Source organism: Halovibrio variabilis (assembly GCF_007991175.1).
GTDB lineage: Bacteria > Pseudomonadota > Gammaproteobacteria > Pseudomonadales > Halomonadaceae > Vreelandella > Vreelandella variabilis.
This window is the reverse complement of sequence record NZ_BJXV01000002.1, coordinates 291,891-306,016: the sequence shown is the minus strand read 5'-3', so window position 1 is coordinate 306,016 and position 14,126 is coordinate 291,891. Positions and strand designations below refer to the sequence as shown.

Here is a 14,126-nt window from a genome sequence, read left to right as displayed (position 1 = left end):
CAGAGAGCGCTTTTCAATGAAACATTAATAAGGAGCATTTACAAAGACTTTACCATCCTGATTTTCATCGTGCAGAAAGAGTATCAGATGGCGGTGTACATCGTGCCCATCCGGCGTGCGAAGGTTAGGGTCTACACATTGACATTAGCCTGGCGTTGTACTGACCGTAATATTCACCGATGCTTGCCTTACGACGGTGGCTAGGGCACGAATGTCATTTTTCATAAAGGCCGCTTCGACATCCCCTTTTGCTAATCGATTATCTGAGGGCGCTATCGTCCACACCAGCGAATATCCCTGGCTGCGAACAGGACCCTCGATTGACCAACGGTAGTAAAACTTTGCAGACGAGGTGTCATAGAAGCGTTGAAACCATCGTGCAAAGGCCTCCGAGGCGCTGAACGTGGCATAAGGTCGATAGGGTACTTTGGCATTGCCGGAAAAGATTTTCCCTAGCAACCCGCGGTATTTCGGGTAGGTTTGCCCACCGCCGCTTGCCAATGGCTGGGCTCCCACTTCCGCTAACGCCTGGTTAAGCGGTTGAATGCCCGCCTCATTCAACCCAGCGGCGTCAGCCATGGGTGGGTGATAGAGGTTGGTACCGTCGCTACATTTTAGCAATGAAGATCACTCCGTCTAAGCTTGTTCCAATAGCGTTCATACGCTTGGGCGAGTGCCAGTGCCGATGCTGGAACGTCGTCACCAAGGGAACCGAATAATGAGATGCCTATCTTGTGGTATCGGCCCGAATCGATAAAACCTTTAATCCTCCGAAGACGTGGGCCTACATAATAATGCTTTGTCGGCAGAATGTTTTCGGGGGAAACAAGCTGTGTTTCATTTGACCAAATCGCCCGCCGATTTATGGTGTGGAATCGCAACCAGGAGCTAGAGATATGAGCTTGATTCAAAAGCACGAGCAGAACTTGGCTGGAAGAGACTTCATCGTCGGCGACATTCATGGGCAATATGACTTGCTGCTTGAGGCCATGGCGCGCGTGGATTTCGATAAGGCAAAGGATCGCTTGTTTTGTGTAGGTGACTTGATTGATCGGGGGGCTGATTCCTTCAAGTGCCTATCATTGCCCTTTGAGCCTTGGTTTTTCGGCGTGCGCGGCAATCACGAGATGCTGGCAATCGACGCGCTCGAAAATGGAGGGAAAAATGAAGATCTCTGGATGATCAACGGCGGCACTTGGGTAATCACTGAGGACAAGGTCGAAGTACGCCAACTGCTTCTTGATGCCCTCACGTATCTGCCCTACGCACGGCAGGTTGAGGTGATGGGCCAGCAGGTCGGCATTGTTCACGCTGAGCCGCCTGCTGATTGGTCACTGATTGAAGGGGCAAGCGCGGGCAGTAAAGAGGAAATGGTATGGGGGCGAAAACGTATCAAAAGCATGGACACAACGCCCGTGGCCGGCATTGATGCCGTGGTGGTCGGCCATACGATCATCGAGCAACCAACTTGGCTGGGTAATGTTTTCTACATTGATACTGGTGCCTTTCAGACGGGCCGATTGACGTTGATTAATGCCCAAGAGGCGTTGGGATGAATGGCGGCGATCATGCAAACCACAAGTGCAATTTGGCGTGATCAGCGAATAACGCCTATGTTGTCTGAAAGACCCATGAGTGATAAATCGCTGCCAATAGCTATGGCTTGCAAAACTGCCTGGATCTCGGGTCGGTAGTGTCGTGTTCGCCACTGGTTGCTAATAACTCGTTGATTTAGAATCAATAGATGCAATGGCAATGTGTGTTTATAGCATCTACGTTGAGGTTATTTGGCCGATGGCAGTTCAAGACCTGACAAGACGATGATGGGAGAAAAAAATGATTAACCTGACCATAAACGGGCAGCAGCACGAGCTGGATATTCCCGACAATATGCCTTTGCTGTGGGCCATTCGGGATGTGGTGGGAATGAAAGGTACCAAGTTTGGATGCGGTATCGCTCAATGCGGTGCCTGTACCGTTCATTTGAACGGGGTGGCGACGCGATCCTGCGTCACACCGGTTTCCGCTGCGACAGGGGAGATCACCACCATTGAAGGCATGGCCGATGACCCCGTTGGCAAGAAAGTCCAGCAAGCTTGGCTGGATTTGGGCGTTGCACAGTGTGGCTACTGCCAGGGTGGCCAGATTATGAACGCCACGGCGCTGCTAAAACGGACCCCGGAACCGGAAACTCAAGCAATCGTCGATGAGATGGCGGGCAACCTTTGTCGTTGCGGCACTTACAATCGCATTTTGGCAGCTATTGAGCGTGTCTCAACGGAGGAGGCCAGCTCATGAGCCGATTCAACGATACCTTGTTACTCGCCAACGTCAGCCGCCGCGGTATTTTGAAAGGAATGGCAGCGGGCTCGGCCTTACTGCTGGCCGCACGCTGGGATTTGAGCTGGGCCAATGAACAGGCGCAGTTTGGGGCTGGCGCCATGCCCGGTGGTTGGGTTGATGATCCCAATGTGTTTATTCATATTAATACGGATGGCATCGTCACCTTTATTAATAACCGTGCCGAGATGGGCCAAGGGATACGTACCAGCCTGGCGATGGTGGCTGCCGACGAACTGGGCGCCGACTGGGAGCAGGTTCGAGCGCAGCAGGCAAACGCGGATCAGGAAAAGTATGGCAACCAGAACACCGATGGCTCGCGTAGCATGCGCCACTGGTATGATCCCATTCGCCGCGCAGCGGCCGCTGCACGTATGATGCTGGAGCAGGCCGCCGCCAACCAATGGGGTGTGCCGGTGCATGAAGTGCAGGCTGAGGTCCACAAGGTGGTCCACCCAGCCTCGGGCCGGGAACTCGGCTTTGGCGAGCTGGCCAACGCAGCGAGCGAGCGGGAGGTTCCCAATCGCGAGGCTCTGGTGCTTAAGCCCGATAGCGCACTACGTTTTATCGGCAAGGAATCTGGCTTGATCAACGGGGATGTCAAGTCCGCCCACCCCAAAGCCATTGATGGCGAAGATATCGTTACCGGCAAGGCGGTGTTTGGCGCCGATGTCGACCTGGAAGGTACTCTCTATGCCGTCATTGCCCGCCCGCCAGTCTACGGCGCCAAGGTCAAAAGCGTCGATGACAGCGATGCGCTGAATGTCACTGGTGTTAACAGGGTATTGCGCATTGAAGGTACCGATCAGCCTGGGGCCTTTAACCCGCTCGGGGGAGTGGCGGTGGTGGCGTCGAATACCTGGGCGGCCATGGAGGGGCGACGAGCGCTGAAGATAGAATGGGACTTGGAGGCGGCAGGCGACAACGCTAATTACACTACGGATGCCTATCGAAAAGCGCTGGAGGAAGCGGCGCAATCCCCGGGGAAGGTCATCCGCCAGTCGGGCGATGTCGATAAAGCCCTTGAGGAGGCCGCCACAAGGGTATCGGCGACCTATTACATGCCTCACATGGCGCAGGCCCCTATGGAGCCACCTGTCGCGGTGGTGAGAATCACTGAGGGCAAAGCCGAGGCCTGGGCGCCGATCCAGAACCCCAGGGCGACCCGCGAGGGCATCGCCGCTGCACTGGGGATCGATCAGGAGAACGTCACCGTTCACCAGACGCTGCTGGGCGGTGGCTTTGGGCGCAAGTCAAAACCCGATTTCGTAACGGAGGCAGCGCGAGTGGCGCAACACTTTGAGGGACAGCCCATCAAGCTGCAGTGGTCCCGCGAAGATGACATTCAGCATGCCTACTTTCACGCCGTATCGGTCGATCATTTGGATGCCGGTCTCGATAGCGGTGGCAACGCGACCAGCTGGCGGCACCGCACGCTCTCGCCCAGTATCACCTCTCTGTTTGCTCCTGACCCTGAGCACAAAGCCGAATTCGAACTGGGCATGGGCTTCAACACCATGCCTTTCAACATTCCATCCATCCGCCTGGAAAATCCACCGGCACCCGCCCACGTTCGTATCGGCTGGTTCCGCTCGGTGTACAACCTTCCTCACGCCTGGGCGATTCAGAGCTTTGCCCACGAAATGGCCGTCGCTGCCGGTAAGGATCACCGTGACTATGTGCTGGAACTGCTGGGGCCGGATCGGCAAGTGCATAACCTAACCGTAGGCGATGGCTGGAATTACGGTGAGGACCCCGACCTGCACCCGATTGATATTGCCCGCATGCGGCGTGTGATAGAACGCGCCACCGATGAGGCTGGCTGGGGGCGTGAAACAAGCAGCGGGCGAGGGCTGGGCCTTGCCTTTCACCACAGCTTTGTTTCCTACACCGCCGTGGTCTTTGACGCGGAAGTAAGTGATGAGGGTGAGGTGACCATTCACCGGGCGGACATTGCCTTTGACTGCGGACCCCAGGCAAACCCTGAGCGTATTCGCTCGCAGATGGAGGGTTCCGTTGTGATGGGCATTGGTGTGGCGCTTCAAAGCGAGGTGACGTTTAAAGATGGCGTCGCTCAGCAGAGCAACTTCGATAGCTACCTGATACCGCGGATGCCAAATGCGCCCAAAGTACTCCGGGTGCACCTGATCGATAACCCCAACGATGCCATGGGCGGGGTTGGGGAGCCAGGTTTTCCACCGGTTGCCCCCGCTCTTTGCAATGCCATTTATGCCGCCACCGGAAAACGTATCCGGCGTCTTCCTGTGGGTAACCAGTTGAGCTGATGCCTATGCTGAGTCTGGATTATCAGGTGGTGGAACAGGCCATTGAGTGGCAAACCACAGGCAAAACGGTGTGGCTGTGCACGGTGCTGTCCACTTTCGGCTCGTCGCCCAGGGAGCCAGGCTCGTTGATGGTCGCTACCGCACAAGGGGAGCATGTGGGGTCGCTTTCAGGCGGGTGCGTTGAGGACGACTTTCTGGCGCGGCTGGCCGCCGGTGAATACGACCAGCCTGCCGTTGTTGTTCGCTATGGCGCGCAGGGCGATGGCCTGGAAAGCGCTCAGGTCCGGTTGCCGTGCGGTGGCATTCTTGACGTCTTGGTGGAACGAATGATCGCTCATTCCGAGAATGTGGCCCACCTTAAGCAGCTCAGGGCAACCTTGTCAGGCGAGCGTGAGCTTGCGCGGCATATCAGGCTGACCGATGGCAAGCGCTGGTTGGAAGACATTGAGCCGACCGGGGCGCGCGTTGTTTGGCAGGAGGGCGAAGAGATCGCTAAGGTGCGTATTGGCCCTATCGCCAAGTTGATCTTGGCAGGCTACTCAACGGTGGCTGAGGCCTGTGCCCATTTTGCCACTAGCTTGGGGTATCAGGTGGTGCTCTGCGACCCCCGCGAGGAAGTGACACAATCTCTTGCGCTTCCGGCAGGGGTGGAGTTCATAGCTCAACTGCCTTCGCGCTATATCGCCTCACCTGGGGCCTGTACCCCCTCCACGGCGGTGGTGGCCGTTACCCATGACCCGCGTATTGATGATCTGGCCATGATGGAAGCCGTCAAAACCTCTGCTTTTTACATCGGCGTGATGGGGTCACAGCGCACGACACAGCACCGAGCTGAACGGCTACGCCGAACGGGCGGGCTAAATGACGCTGAGATTCAACGCATTCACATGCCCATCGGGCTGGATCTCGGCAGCAAGACCCCGGCGGAGATCGCATTGTCCATCATGGCTGATATTGTGCGCGTAAGACGCGGCCGCACGCACGCTGAACTATGAACAGAATCGCTGCCCTGATAATGGCCGCCGGCGCCAGCTCGCGCTTTGATGGCTGTAAATTGCTTGCCGACGTAGAGGGCAGCTGCTTACTGCAACAGCGTATCGACTTGGCCTCCGGGCTATTTCCCGAGGATGTGTACGTTGTTACCGGGGCCTGGCATCGTGAGCTGATGGCAGCCAGGGCGGAAAAAAAGTTGGCCGGCGCCTCATTCGTCTATGTGGATAGCTGGGCAAAGGGGTTGGCGGCCTCGTTGGTCGCCGGCGTCGAACACCTGGAGCGCGATTATGAGGCCATCCTGGTGCTGCTGGCGGATCAGGTGGCGCTTACGCGAACGGATCTGGAGCAATTGCTGGCGGCTTTTGACGGCAACAACATCGCCTGTGCGGTTTACCATGGAAAACGTGGCGTACCGGCTATTTTCGGCGCCAAGAGCTTTGCTCGATTGAAGCAGCTCAAAGGCGACCAAGGCGCAAAGGCAGTGCTGTACGAATCAGCCATGGCCGTGTCGGAATGCCCGATGCCCAATGCCCGCTGGGATATCGATAGCCGCGAACAGCTTGCCGCCTGGGCAGGGCGGTCAATGTATTAGAGCGTCTCTTCTTCGTTCACTGGTTCGAGTGGGTTGCCATCCTCATCGACCAACTGTTGGTCGTAGGCCGCCTGAAGGCCGGTATCTTCTGCCTCTAGCAGGGGTTGCTCTTCTTCTTCAGTCAAGTAGTCGATGTGGCCTGGGTAAATCGGCGACAAGACCGCCACTAAAATGCCCACTACCGAAAAGATGGCAAACGCGTCGGCATAGCCGAATTTAACCACCAGCGTGCCGATCACAGGGGAGCCTACTGCCTGGCCAAGTGCGCAGGCCATAAACGGCACGACGGGCCCCATCGATAATCGCCCTGGCAATAAGCGAATGCCGGTCATTAAATACAGCCCTGTTAGGCTCATATAGGCCAGCCCGAAGACCAGTGCGGAAAACATCGCCAGCACCAGCTGACCGGGGCTCGCGGCGAGCAACACCAGGCTCGAGGACAGCATCATCAGCATCAATGCTTGGGTAATGGGCGGATTATTGCGATCAGCCAAATCACTCACAACGGCACCACCTAGGCCTGCAATGCCCACCGCGAACCATAGCCAACCGGTGTAGGCGGAGGGTAAGCCGCCAAGGCTGACCACTAGATCGGGCGCAAACAGCCAGTACGGCGCAGACACAAAGCCCATCGCGAAAGCGAACAGCGAAAGCCGGATAAGCCGTGACCACTGCAGCCGCGTGATGGGCGGGGGCGTTGCCGCGTTAGCAGGGACAACCCGTGACACCGAAGGAATGAAGTACCAGGCTGCTATTACTCCCATGCCCGTCAGAACCGCAAACATCGTGTAGGTAAGACGCCATGCATCGGATAAAAACACCACGGTAGGCACTGCAACGATGATACCAATGCTGGTACCGGCGTTCATGATCGAGCTCACGCGCCCATGCATCGAGCGGCTCACCAGTGCCTGCATAGCCGCGGTCAGTGCTGGCATCATTAACCCGGTGCAGATGCCACAGATAAACACACCCGCACCCAGCGACAACGCGTCTGACGACTGACTGATCAGGGCAAGGCCGCCAACACCGAAACACCCCGAGAGCACTGCCAGGTTGCGCGCACCCAGCCGGTCAGCGGCCTTTGGTGCCACCAATGTCGCCAGCACGAAACTGATAAACGGCAGCGCCCCGATGATACCAATCACGTAAGGCGTCAGCGCCAGCTCGGCAATGATGGCCGGTACGAACAAGCCGAACGCGAAGCGCGCCAGCCCGTAACTGATCGCGACCAGCGCGGCACCAAAGAAAGCAAACCCCATGTTTGACAAGGCCTTCATACCAGGTACCCCGCAGTCGCGTTTATCTTGAGTGTCGTATAAGCATTTGATTCTCTCAGTGAGAACCCGAATGAGCAATGCGACACGTTGAATTTTTCAAGGCATCCATCAGCCCGTAATATCCATCTACAGTAAACAGGCGCGCTTTGAAGAGCAGGTTAGCAGTGTGGCGCCGCAGCAACCATAATGATAGTTGACGAGGTGAGTCTGGAAAGCCACCCCCATCGTCTTAACCAACATTATTTATCCGAGATCAGCGCATGTCTCCATCAAATGATCGCCACGCAGTTGAAGCCTTGCCGGTTGTCGGCATCGGCGGCTCTGCAGGATCGCTCCAGTCGCTTACGTCCTTTCTGGCCAACTTGACGGCCGATACGGGAGCGGCCTACGTCATTGTGACGCACCATCCCAAAGGCGAACGCAGCCTGCTGCCCGAAATTTTAGGCCCGCAAACCGCCCTGCCAGTGCAGATGGTCGAGGAGGGCGAGACCCTAGCGCCAGACCGGGTTTATGTGGCGCTACCTGACGACGGTTGGATCCTTCACCGTGGGCAGTTAGTCCGGTCCGGGGAATCCAACCAGCGCGCAGAAACCGGTCCCCCCCATCCTATCGACGTTTTCTTCCGCTCGCTGGCGGCAGAAGCAGGCTATCGAGCCCTCGCGATTCTCCTGTCCGGCACCGGCAGCGATGGCACCCTTGGCATTCAGTCCGTCAAGTCTCAGGCGGGCATGGTCATGGCTGAGGACCCGGATACCGCCGAGTTCGGCGATATGCCGGCCAATGCGATTGCCACTAACCAGGTGGACTATGTGCTGGCACCGGCGGACATGCCGGCCACCTTGAGCGGTTATCTACGCTCCCAACACCATCGTCAGGCGGCTATGCAAAGCCAACAACCGGGAGTTTCGCCCAGTCTTTTGCGAAAAATCCTCAACCAAGTGAGGCTTCGTAACGGTCACGATTTCTCAGCTTACAAAACCAGTACGCTAAATCGTCGCCTGGAGCGACGCATGGACCTAAGGCAGATACTCGACCCCCAGGCGTACCTGGAGTATCTGCAGGCCCACCCCGAAGAAGTCGACCTGCTCTTTAGAGAGTTCCTCATCAGTGTCACCAACTTCTTCCGGGACCCCGAATCATGGGCTGCTCTGGGCGAGCAGTTACCGGCGCTGCTGCAGCGGTCGTCACGCACGGGGCAGGAATTCCGCGCCTGGGTGGCAGGCTGTGCCACCGGTGAGGAGGCCTACACCCTGGCTATCCTTATCAGTGAATGCATCGCTGACTGGGAACAGGCCCCCGCAGTCAGGATTTTTGCCACTGATGTGGATCAGGCTGCCATTGAGAAAGCCCGGGTGGGGCGTTATCCGGCAAGTATTGGACAAGACTTGAGCGAAACGCACCTGCAGCGGTATTTCTCTGCTGAAAGCGATACCGTCAGGATAGGGCGGGAAGTGCGCGACATGGTGGTATTTGCCGAGCACAACGTCCTCCAGGACCCGCCGTTCACCAACCTCGATCTGATTACCTGTCGCAACCTTCTGATCTACCTGGAACGGGACCGCCAGGATCGCCTCCTGGCGTTGTTTCGCTATACCTTACGCAATCAGGGGCTGCTGTTTTTAGGGCCCTCGGAGAGCCTGGATCACCACAGCGAAGCTTTTGCCGTGGTGAGTAAGGAAAGCCGAATCTACCGGGTCGCCGAAGGTTCCTTCCCGCCCCGGCTGTTGGAGATGCCTGGGCCCAGCCGTCGCCACCGCTCGTTATCGCATCAAGAATCGGCTGGCATCCAGCCAATGGCGGGCGGAGAGAGCCTTTCCCGCAATGTTGAAGGCCTTCTCGCGCTGCAGTTTGCCCCGCCAGCAGTGGTCGTTAATGACAGCGGGGAAGTGGTGTATGTGCATGGTCGCACTGGCCGTTTCTTGGAGCCCGCCAGCGGCCCCACCCGCAATCAATTGCTGGCAATGGCACGCCCAGGCCTGCGAGCACCGCTGAGTCAGGCGTTAGAAAGGGTGGCCAGCGGCGATTCTGACTATGTCATCGAGGAGGTGCAGGTCCAGACTAACGATAACGCCGAGCAAGTCCGATTAGAGGTGCAGCTAATCCGGAGCCCCAAGGCCCTAGCGGGATACCGATTGGTGGCTTTGCATCTTGTGCCCGTGTCGGCTGAGGCGAACGCCGCCAGCGGGTCTTTCGAGTCGACAACTACGTCAGAAGGTACTTCAGAAGGTACTTCAGAAGGCACGGGTAGCCACGGGGCTGAGGCGAAACTCAAAAGGAAGCTGGAAGCCCTGCGTCAAGAAAAGCAGGTGGCGGTCAAGGAGATGCAGGCGGCTAACCAGGAGCTTCAGTCCTTAAACGAGGAGCTTCAGTCCATGAACGAAGAGCTCCAGAGCAGTAACGAAGAGCTGGAAGCCGCCAAGGAGGAGGTTGAATCCCTTAACCAGGAGCTGCGCAGCGTCAACGCCGAACTCAATATCCGCGTCGACGATCTTACCGAGGTCAATGACGACCTCAAGAACCTCTTGGACAGCACCCACCTGGCTACCCTGTTTCTTGACGAAGCGCTGAATATCAAACGTTTCACGGCCCCGGTTCAGCAGCTCATTGCGGTTCGTTCTTCCGACATTGGCCGACCCCTGAGCGAACTTTCCACGAAGCTTCATTACGACGCTCTCTTGGAAGATGCCGATGCCGTTCTGGATAGCCTGACCCCCAAAGAGGTTAAGGTGCAGACGACCAGCGGCCGCTGGTACCTATTGCGCATCCAGCCTTACCGTAGCATTCGCAATGTCATTCGCGGGGTAATCTGCACTTTTCAGGATATCCAGGCCGCCCATGGCGTGGCGCGTAGCGAGGCTTTTTTCCGCGCGGTTGTCGATACCGTTCGCGAGCCCCTGCTGGTGCTCGATGAGGATTTCCAAGTGGTCTCCGCCAATGATGGTTTTTATCGCACCTTTCCCCTGACGCCCGATGACGTCGAGGGTAAGCGCCTGTTCGGCATTGGGGACGGGCAGTGGGATAATCCCGACTTGAGGGCCTTGTTGGCCGAGGTGTTGCCTCAGCAACAGGCCTTCAACGACTTTGAGCTGCGCATGGACCTCGGCGACCCGGAGCCTGCGAACTTGCGCCTCAATGGGCGTTGCTTGGAGGTGCAGGAAGGTCCCCCCATGTTGCTCCTCACCATGGAAGTTTACAGGCAAGCAGCAATGCCGTTAGAACACACCGAAAGGAGCCTCGGCCATGGTCAATAACCCAAACAATGCGTTCTCATCTAAAGCGCTAAGGGATGCCGCCCACCACCGCCTGAACCAGGGCCTGACAGACGTTTCTGACTGGACCGGGAGAGATATTCAGTCGTTGGTATCCGAACTGGAGCTACACCAGGAGGAGCTGCGCATCCAGAACGAGGAGTTGAAACAAGCGCGGGATCGGCTCGAAATCGCTCGAGAAAATGCCCAGAACTGCTATCGCGACCTATTTGAGCGGGCTCCCATGGGCTACCTGCTTTTGGATGCTCAAGGTCGCATCGAAGAGGCCAATCAAGCTGCCAACCAGCTTCTCGCCCCAGGTACCGATCTAAGCGGCCAGCTGCTGTCCGCCTTTGTGGCCTCCGAATCCCAAGATGCGCTCCATCTCCACCGCCGCGCGATTGCCTCTGCAACAACCACGCAGGCTGTCGACTTGACGCTTGCCAGGGATGAGCAAGCCACCTGGACGGTGCGCATGGAGAGCGTGATGGAGCCGACCACGGGCCTAGGCGGCGCTCGCTTCCGTTGCGCTCTGATCGACATCACCGAGCGCCGAAAGACCGAAGATAAACTCAGGGTTGCTGCCCGCGTATTCGAAGAAATCGGCGAGGCGATCGTCGTCATGGACGCCGCCGGACGCATCCAATCGATCAATGAGGCTTTTACGGCGATTACCGGGTATACCGAGAGCGACGCCTTGGGCGTTATTATGAGCGGCCTGGTCAGATCCGAACGCCAAGGACAGGTCTTCCACAAAAAAATGTGGGAAAGCCTTAACAATCGGGGCTTTTGGCAGGGTGAGATATGGGATCGTCGCAAGGATGGCGAGATTTACCCGGAATGGCTCACCATCAATCGCATTGACGACGACGGCGAGCCGCGTAATTTAGTGGCCGTGTTTTCTGATATCAGTCAGATCAAGAACTCGCAACGCAAGATCGAGTACCTGGCTAGCCACGACGCCCTTACCGGGCTCCCCAACCGGCGCCTGTTTCAGGAACGTGCTCAGGAAGCTATTGCCCAGGCCCAGCGCCGCGGAGGGCAGGCGGGCCTGCTGTTTCTGGATCTCGATAATTTCAAGGATATTAATGACACCCTGGGTCACGAAGTGGGCGATGAGCTGCTGGTACGGGTGGCCGCCCAACTGCGCGAATGGGTGCGGGATGAGGACACGGTGGCGCGGTTTGGCGGCGACGAGTTCACGGTGGTCTTCACTGATTGTGACGCCGAGAAGGCCGGGTTCATTGCCCAGCGCCTGGTGGCGGGGCTTGCCGGCACCTTTGAGGTTCGAGGCCGTCACCTACGCGTGACAACCAGCGCCGGCCTGGCGTTGTACCCCCAGGACGGCGAGGATGTGGTGAGTCTTTGCCAGGCGGCCGACATGGCGGTGTACCGGGCCAAGGGAGACGGACGCAACCGGCTGCGGCTATACGATACGGCCTTGCACCAACAGCTCCTTGAGGACAGGGCTATTGAGCAGGCCCTGCGCCGGGCACTGACTAACGGTGGGTTACGCCTAGTGTATCAGCCCCAATTCGCCGCAAGCGATCCCACCCGGCTGGTCGGGGTCGAGGCCCTATTGCGCTGGCAAGACCCCGAGCTGGAGACGATTAGCCCAGAGCGGTTTATTTCCATCGCTGAAAGGTCTGATCTGATCACGGAACTCGGTTGGCGAGTGCAAGCGCTACTGTGCACAGACCTCCAGCAGTGGCTAACGGCAGGGCTCGAACCCCCGGTTATTTCCTTTAATGTCAGCCCCAAGGCATTTCGCGACGGGCAGTTTTCTAGCCAGCTGGAAGAGATCATGAGCCAACACGGTATATTGCCGGGCCAGCTTCAGGTGGAGTTTACCGAAAGCACTCTAGCGGGGCACTCTGATCTTGTGCTTGACGAGATTGACAAGCTTCACGCAAGTGGAATCGAACTTTCCATCGACGATTTCGGCACCGGCTATTCCTGCCTGATCAATTTAAAGCGGCTCCCCCTGGCCGAACTGAAAATTGACAAATCCTTCGTCGACGGCCTGGGTGAAAACGAACACGACGAAGCTATCGCCCGGGCAACTCTCTATATGGCCGAGGCATTCGGGCTGCGAACCGTAGCCGAGGGCGTGGAAACCCAACAACAGCTGGCTTGGCTGCAAGCGCACGGCTGTGACCGCATACAGGGATTCCTCCTCGCTCGCCCTCTGGAAGCCGACGATTTCAGGTCTATGCTGCAACGCGCTAAGCGTACCTCTTGATTCGTGGCTATTAATTCGTACACCTCAAGGCCGGGCCACTGGGCGTTAATCTGTGAGTGGCGTAGAAAGGTATAGTACCAAATCTATTTTATTCTAAAATATTCTAACCATAGAACAGTATTTAAAATATGATGCCCGCATGGTTAAATCAGCGCGTCCAATGATGAAGGAGCTACCGGTGGATTTGAGTGCGAGTTTACAAGGGCTGGCTGGCGGTGTGCTGATCGGGCTTTCGGCTACTTGGCTAATGGCAACGCTGGGCCGTATCGCCGGTATCAGCGGCATTCTGGGTAATTTAATTACTCAGCGACCCAAGGGCGATAGCGCTTGGCGAGTGGCTTTTCTGTTGGGGCTAATCAGCGGGCCGTTAGCAATCATGGCGTTAGGTGGTGGCTTAGGCAATGTAGCCGGTAGCCCTGGTGAGGTAATTGGCGCACCAGCAGGCGGCGTAGGGTTAATGCTGGTGGCTGGTTTGTTGGTGGGGCTAGGCACTGGGCTGGGCAGTGGCTGCACCAGTGGCCATGGCGTATGTGGGCTAGCCCGCTTGGCGCCACGCTCCATGGCAGCCACCGCTATGTTTTTACTGACGGCGTTAGTGACCGTCTATATCTCGCGTCACTTGCTGGGTCTGGGTAGCATTTAATGAATAGCTCAATGAATAGCGACGTAAAAGAGAACGACGTAAAAGATAGCGGCGTTAAAAATAGTAGCGCGATGAAAACAGCAGCAGGCTACGCGGCGGGGCTGCTTTTCGGCCTGGGGTTGGCTGTTTCTGGTATGACCGACCCCGCGCGAGTCGTCGGGTTTTTAGACTTGGCAGGCGCCTGGGATCCCACGCTGATATTTGTATTGGGCGGGGCCGTCGTCACCACCTTTATCGGCTATCGGCTGGTGTTTAAACGCTCGGCGCCGCTGCTGGGCGGCGCCTTTCAGCTACCTACCAAGCAAGAACTAGATACGAGGCTATTAGGCGGCGCGGCGATGTTTGGTATTGGCTGGGGGCTTTCCGGCTACTGCCCAGGGCCGGCGATTGCCTCTATTGGCGGTCTTTCGTTACCGCTACTGGCCATGCTGGTGACGATGGTGCTGGGGTGGTTTGCTGCTAAGCGTCTTGCCTAGCCATTCGTCCTTATTCGGCGATTGCCA

General features: G+C 57.3%; 11 protein-coding genes. 9 read left to right on the top strand and 2 right to left on the bottom strand.

Annotated elements, in window-relative coordinates; translation table 11 throughout:
- Nucleotides 1-144: 144 nt before the first annotated feature.
- Nucleotides 145-621: a type 1 periplasmic-binding domain-containing protein gene (locus HVA01_RS03380; protein ID WP_146873115.1), complete on the bottom strand. Its 477-nt coding sequence runs from the start codon at nucleotides 619-621 to the stop codon at nucleotides 145-147.
- A gap of 275 nt (nucleotides 622-896) precedes the next feature.
- On the opposite strand from HVA01_RS03380, the gene HVA01_RS03375 reads away from it, so the two are divergent.
- The 5 genes from HVA01_RS03375 (at nucleotide 897) to HVA01_RS03355 (ending at nucleotide 6,210) form a co-directional block, all read left to right on the top strand.
- On the top strand, nucleotides 897-1,556 hold the full coding sequence (locus HVA01_RS03375; protein WP_146873114.1) for a metallophosphoesterase: 660 nt from the start codon (nucleotides 897-899) through the stop codon (nucleotides 1,554-1,556).
- A 280-nt stretch (nucleotides 1,557-1,836) separates the two neighbouring features.
- A complete protein-coding gene (locus tag HVA01_RS03370) occupies nucleotides 1,837-2,298 on the top strand; it encodes a (2Fe-2S)-binding protein (RefSeq protein ID WP_146873113.1) in 462 nt (153 codons plus the stop codon).
- A complete protein-coding gene (locus tag HVA01_RS03365) occupies nucleotides 2,295-4,625 on the top strand; it encodes a xanthine dehydrogenase family protein molybdopterin-binding subunit (protein ID WP_146873112.1) in 2,331 nt (776 codons plus the stop codon). The genes HVA01_RS03370 and HVA01_RS03365 overlap by 4 nt, the downstream gene beginning before the upstream one ends.
- 5 nt (nucleotides 4,626-4,630) lie before the next feature.
- Nucleotides 4,631-5,620: an XdhC family protein gene (locus HVA01_RS03360; protein ID WP_146873215.1), complete on the top strand. Its 990-nt coding sequence runs from the start codon at nucleotides 4,631-4,633 to the stop codon at nucleotides 5,618-5,620.
- Nucleotides 5,617-6,210 (top strand): nucleotidyltransferase family protein, encoded by a 594-nt coding sequence (locus HVA01_RS03355; protein WP_146873111.1) that lies wholly within the window; start codon nucleotides 5,617-5,619, stop codon nucleotides 6,208-6,210. The genes HVA01_RS03360 and HVA01_RS03355 overlap by 4 nt, the downstream gene beginning before the upstream one ends.
- On the opposite strand, the gene HVA01_RS03350 is transcribed toward HVA01_RS03355, so the two are convergent.
- Entirely contained in the window at nucleotides 6,207-7,490 is a 1,284-nt protein-coding gene (locus HVA01_RS03350; RefSeq protein WP_146873110.1) for an MFS transporter, read from the bottom strand. The two genes, HVA01_RS03355 and HVA01_RS03350, sit on opposite strands and share 4 nt — an antisense overlap.
- Nucleotides 7,491-7,750: 260 nt before the next feature.
- On the opposite strand from HVA01_RS03350, the gene HVA01_RS03345 reads away from it, so the two are divergent.
- From HVA01_RS03345 to HVA01_RS03330, 4 genes are all read left to right on the top strand, one after another.
- The gene (locus HVA01_RS03345) at nucleotides 7,751-10,741 is read left to right on the top strand and encodes a CheR family methyltransferase (RefSeq protein WP_146873109.1); all 2,991 of its coding nucleotides are present in this window, start codon (nucleotides 7,751-7,753) and stop codon (nucleotides 10,739-10,741) included.
- Nucleotides 10,731-12,980 carry a putative bifunctional diguanylate cyclase/phosphodiesterase gene (locus HVA01_RS03340; protein ID WP_146873108.1) on the top strand — a complete coding sequence of 750 codons (2,250 nt, stop codon included), beginning with the start codon at nucleotides 10,731-10,733 and terminating at the stop codon, nucleotides 12,978-12,980. The genes HVA01_RS03345 and HVA01_RS03340 overlap by 11 nt, the downstream gene beginning before the upstream one ends.
- A 178-nt stretch (nucleotides 12,981-13,158) precedes the next feature.
- A complete protein-coding gene (locus HVA01_RS03335) occupies nucleotides 13,159-13,623 on the top strand; it encodes a YeeE/YedE family protein (protein ID WP_146873107.1) in 465 nt (154 codons plus the stop codon).
- A gap of 71 nt (nucleotides 13,624-13,694) precedes the next feature.
- Nucleotides 13,695-14,099, top strand: coding sequence for a DUF6691 family protein (locus HVA01_RS03330; RefSeq protein WP_146873214.1), 405 nt, complete (start codon nucleotides 13,695-13,697; stop codon nucleotides 14,097-14,099).
- The last annotated feature ends 27 nt before the right edge of the window (nucleotides 14,100-14,126 follow it).